This is a genomic window from Sphingomonas sp. FUKUSWIS1, from assembly GCF_000733135.1.
Taxonomy (GTDB): domain Bacteria; phylum Pseudomonadota; class Alphaproteobacteria; order Sphingomonadales; family Sphingomonadaceae; genus Sphingomonas; species Sphingomonas aerolata.
In genome coordinates, this window is sequence record NZ_JPJC01000229.1 from 4,594 (window position 1) to 8,437 (window position 3,844).

Annotated in this window: 4 protein-coding genes; 1 reads left to right on the plus strand and 3 read right to left on the minus strand. The window is 67.1% G+C overall.

What is annotated here, in order from left to right:
* Positions 1–222 precede the first annotated feature (222 nt).
* Positions 223–531: a hypothetical protein gene (locus tag sphsw_RS13685; protein WP_031441090.1), complete on the minus strand. Its 309-nt coding sequence runs from the start codon at positions 529–531 to the stop codon at positions 223–225.
* Positions 532–745: 214 nt separating this feature from the next.
* Between sphsw_RS13685 and sphsw_RS13690 the strand changes: the two genes are divergently transcribed.
* Positions 746–1,237 (plus strand): nucleoside deaminase, encoded by a 492-nt coding sequence (locus sphsw_RS13690; protein WP_031441091.1) that lies wholly within the window; start codon positions 746–748, stop codon positions 1,235–1,237.
* Between the two features lie 36 nt (positions 1,238–1,273).
* Here sphsw_RS13690 and sphsw_RS13695 read toward each other — a convergent pair whose 3' ends face one another.
* A complete protein-coding gene (locus sphsw_RS13695) occupies positions 1,274–2,776 on the minus strand; it encodes a tryptophan halogenase family protein (RefSeq protein WP_031441092.1) in 1,503 nt (500 codons plus the stop codon).
* 11 nt (positions 2,777–2,787) lie between these two features.
* Positions 2,788–3,819, minus strand: a complete 1,032-nt coding sequence (locus tag sphsw_RS13700) for a cupin-like domain-containing protein (protein ID WP_031441093.1) — start codon at positions 3,817–3,819, stop codon at positions 2,788–2,790.
* Positions 3,820–3,844 lie beyond the last annotated feature (25 nt).

The following is a 3,844-nucleotide window of genomic DNA, read 5'->3' on the forward strand; positions in this document are numbered from 1 at the left end:
CGAGATGGTCGAGGCTGGCTTCCATGAAGTCGAGCAGCCCAGGGTGCTGCGCCTCGACATATTCCATCAGTTTGAACAGCAGATGTTCGGACGCGATCTCGCGCTGGCGGGCCATGATGGCGGTAGTGTCGGTCATGTCGAATTCCATGGTGTCGGGGAGGGAGTAAAGACGGTCGCAGGGGCGGGGCGGTCACCGTGTCGTCCGCCCCGCCCTCACGGCGTTTAGCGCTCGGCCACCTCGGAGGCGTCGAACTCGGCGAATGCGGCCTTGATGTCGCTGGCGCGCCCGGCGTCGGCGATATCGACCGAGACGATGATCTTGCCCTCGAGCGCGGCGTCGGCGCGCGACGCGGGCGTGGGATTATCGCCTGCGGTGTCGGCGCCCGCGCGTTCGTCGCCAGCGCTGTTGTCCGCGCCGTCGGTCGTGATGAAGATGTCGGTCCGCTCGACCTGCATTTCCTGGACGAGACGTTCCACCGTCATCTCGGCTTCGCGGCGCGTGTCGAACTTGGCTTTGAGAGTGGTCGGCATCAATGGCTCCTCGGGATGCGAAAGGTCCTGCACGACGGGCTTTCGGCCGTCCTGCAACGCGTGATGACAACGCGCATCGCCGGATTTCGCCCAGCCGTTTCGAAGAATTTGACCCGGCGGCAAAGGCCGACCGCCGATTTAGGGCTCGCTCTGCCGAACCGGGCGAACAAGACCTGCTTCCGCGCGTTACACGGTGATTCCGGGAGGTGACGCCATGATGCAGGATGATGAACGCTGGATGCGCGAGGCGATCGCGATCGCCCGGTCGAAGGGATCGGATCCGTCGACCTCACCGCTGGGCTGCGTGATCGTGCTCGACGGCAAGATCATCGCGGGCGAACGCAACCAGACGCACGAGCTTCCCGACGCGACCGCGCACGCGGAGATGATGGCGATCCGACGCGCCTGCGAGGATACGGGCGAGCTCGAATTGCGCGGGGCGACGCTCTACTCGACGCTGCAACCCTGCGGGATGTGCACGATGGCGTCGATCTGGTCGAAAGTCGGGCGCGTCGTCTACGGCGCTGGCCGGGACGACGTGCATCCGATGTATTTCGAGGCGAAGCACGTCGACACGCTCGCCTTCATTCACGACGCCTATCGCGACGACATCGTCATCGAGGGCGGGTGCCTGAAGGCCGAATGCGCCGTGCTTTATTATGGCCCGGACGCGGAGCTGCCGACCGACGAACAGGCCAATCTCTGACCTGAGGCGATGCGTCGGGTCGGGGTTTGCCGACGCTCATGCCGCAACCTCGGTCGCGGCCTGGGCACAATAGCGATCGATGAACACCTGATGCGCGGGCAGCCGCTCCACCTGTTGCGCGATCCCCGCCTTCAGGTCCGCGAGTGACGATCCGAGCCGCTCGGGCGGCATCATCCGCGCGAGGCGATGCCAGTCGCGCGGCTCGAGCCGCTGGCCCAGCATGACCTGTGTCCAGGAGCTGACGCGGAACAGGTCGTCCGGCGACTGATAAGCCTGCGCGGCATCGGTGAACAGCGCGATGCGCTCCGCCAGCGTGTCGGGGATCGGCATTGCGGCACAGGCCTTCCAGAACGGTTCGCTGCGCTGATTCAAATGATAGTGGAGGATGACGAAATCGCGCACGCCTTCGATCTCGCGCCGGGTCTGCGCGTTGAACTGCGCGACGACCGCAGGGCTGATCCCGTCGAAGGGGAAGGCGCGGAGCAGCCGCGTCAGCGCGGTCATGACGAGGTGGATGCTGGTCGATTCGAGCGGTTCGACGAACCCGCCGGCGAGGCTCAGCGCGATGCAATTGCCCTCCCACGCGCGCAGGCGACGACCGGTCGTGAAGCGCAGCAGGCGCGGGTCGGTCAGCGGTTGGCCCTGGACGGACGCCAGCAGTCGGTCCTGGGCCGCATCATCGGAGAGGTACTCGCTCGAATAGACGATGCCGTTGCCGACGCGGTGCTGCAGTGGGATCCGCCACTGCCAGCCGGCATCGTGCGCGATCGCGCGGGTGTAGGGCCGGGCGGGCTCGACCGACGTCGTCTGCACTGCGAGCGCACGGTTGGCGGGAAGCCAGTGGCTCCAGTCTTCATAGCCGACACCCAGCGCATCACCGATCAGCAGGCCGCGAAACCCGCTGCAGTCGAGAAACAGATCGCCTGCGACACGCGAGCCGTCGGCGAGGATGACCGCATCGATATGGCCGGTCTCGGCCGAGCGATCGATCCCGGCGATCCGTCCCTCGATCCGGGTCAGCCCCGCGGTCTCGCAGCGCTCGCGCAGGAAGCGGGCATAGCGGCCCGCGTCGAAATGATAGGCATAGTTGAGCTGCGGACCCTGCTGACCGATGGTGAAGCGGCGCGCCTCTGCGGCCTGGAGTTCGAGGCAATAGTCGCCAAAGTCGCCGGCCAGACCGTTGGCGCGCGCTTCGAGCCAGAAATGCTGGAAGTCGCCCATCCAGGTGGACCGCCCGACATCGCCGAACGAATGGACATAGCGATCGTCGGGGCGTGCCCAGCCCTCGAACGCGATGCCGAGTTTGAACGTCGCGCCGGTGGCGGCCATGAACGCGCGCTCGTCGAGGCCGAGCAGTGCGTGAAAGGCCTGGACCGTGGGGATGGTCGCTTCGCCGACGCCGACGGTGCCGATTTCGTCCGATTCGATCAGCGTGACGTCGACCAGCGCGCCGAGTTGTCGCGTCAGCAGCGCCGCGGCGAGCCAGCCGGCGGTGCCGCCGCCGGCGATGATCACGCGGGTCTTTGGCGGGGTATCCATCGCATATCCCTTCATCGATTGAGCCGTTGCAACAGCGTGGCGCGCAGCCTTCGCGCGGCCATCGCATCCAGCGGTGCGAGTGCGCCGCGCGCGTCTGCCGGCAGATGCGCGCCGGCGCGTGCCGCATCGCCAAAGACATAATAGTCGAACAACGCCTGCCACCCGCGCTTCTCATGCTCGGGCCGGTCGCGCAGGCTGAGCAGGCCGTGCAGCAACGTGTTCTGCGGCGTGTCCATGAAGCGCGGCGTCGGGTTCCACCAATAGTTGATCATCGCGTTGAACGGATCGAGCGCCTCGACCTGATGCCACCACAAGGCCGGGTAGATGAGCGCGTCGCCGGGCTCCATCTCCGCGACTTCGGCCACCGCCAGCGCATCGGCAAAGCCGGGATGGCGGGTGAAGTCGGGGGCGTCGAAATCGACCATCGAAACGACTTGGCCCGCGGGCGTCGGTTCGAGCGGCCCCGGATAGAGGTTGGCGACCTGATCGGGCGGGAAGAGCGTGAAGCGCCGCCGCCCGACCAACGTGACCGCAATGTTGTTCGACATGTCGTGATGCGCCGACGCGGTCGTCCGGTTGCCGATCCAGATGCTGACCAGCGGTGGATGCGCGACGAGTTCGGGATCGCCGAAGGGGAGCACTGCCTGGTCCCGGAGGCCGGGGAGATACTGATCGATGTCGGTCGAGCCGATATAGATGCTGGGTGCGGCAGGATCGTCGATGCTGGCGAGAAGCTGGTCGAGATAGGCGGACAACGACCCGCGCTCGCGAGTGAAGTTGAGCGCGGTGCAGTCGGCCGTGTATCCGAAGCGGCCGCCGATGGCGGGGTCGCCGATATAGGCCGTCACCGGCTGGCCGCCATCGAACTGCTTGAGCCAGCCGACCGCGGCCGCGGGACCCTGACGCGCCGCAGCGACGAGCGGGACGTCGCGGGCGAGCCCTCGCAGGATCGTCGGACGGCCCTCCGCGATCAGATCGGCGACGGGCAGGGTCCGCGCGTCCGCCCCTTCGATCACGCGGGTCCGGCGGGTGATGGCGGGCACCGGGGTCAACCGACTGCCGCGAGCC

Bases quoted from the DNA above. Each gene is read 5' to 3' on its own strand.
- sphsw_RS13695 (WP_031441092.1), bottom strand. From the start codon at position 2,776: ATGGATACCCCGCCAAAGACCCGCGTGATCATCGCCGGCGGCGGCACC.
- sphsw_RS13685 (WP_031441090.1), bottom strand. From the start codon at position 531: ATGCCGACCACTCTCAAAGCCAAGTTCGACACGCGCCGCGAAGCCGAG.
- sphsw_RS13690 (WP_031441091.1), top strand. From the start codon at position 746: ATGATGCAGGATGATGAACGCTGGATGCGCGAGGCGATCGCGATCGCC.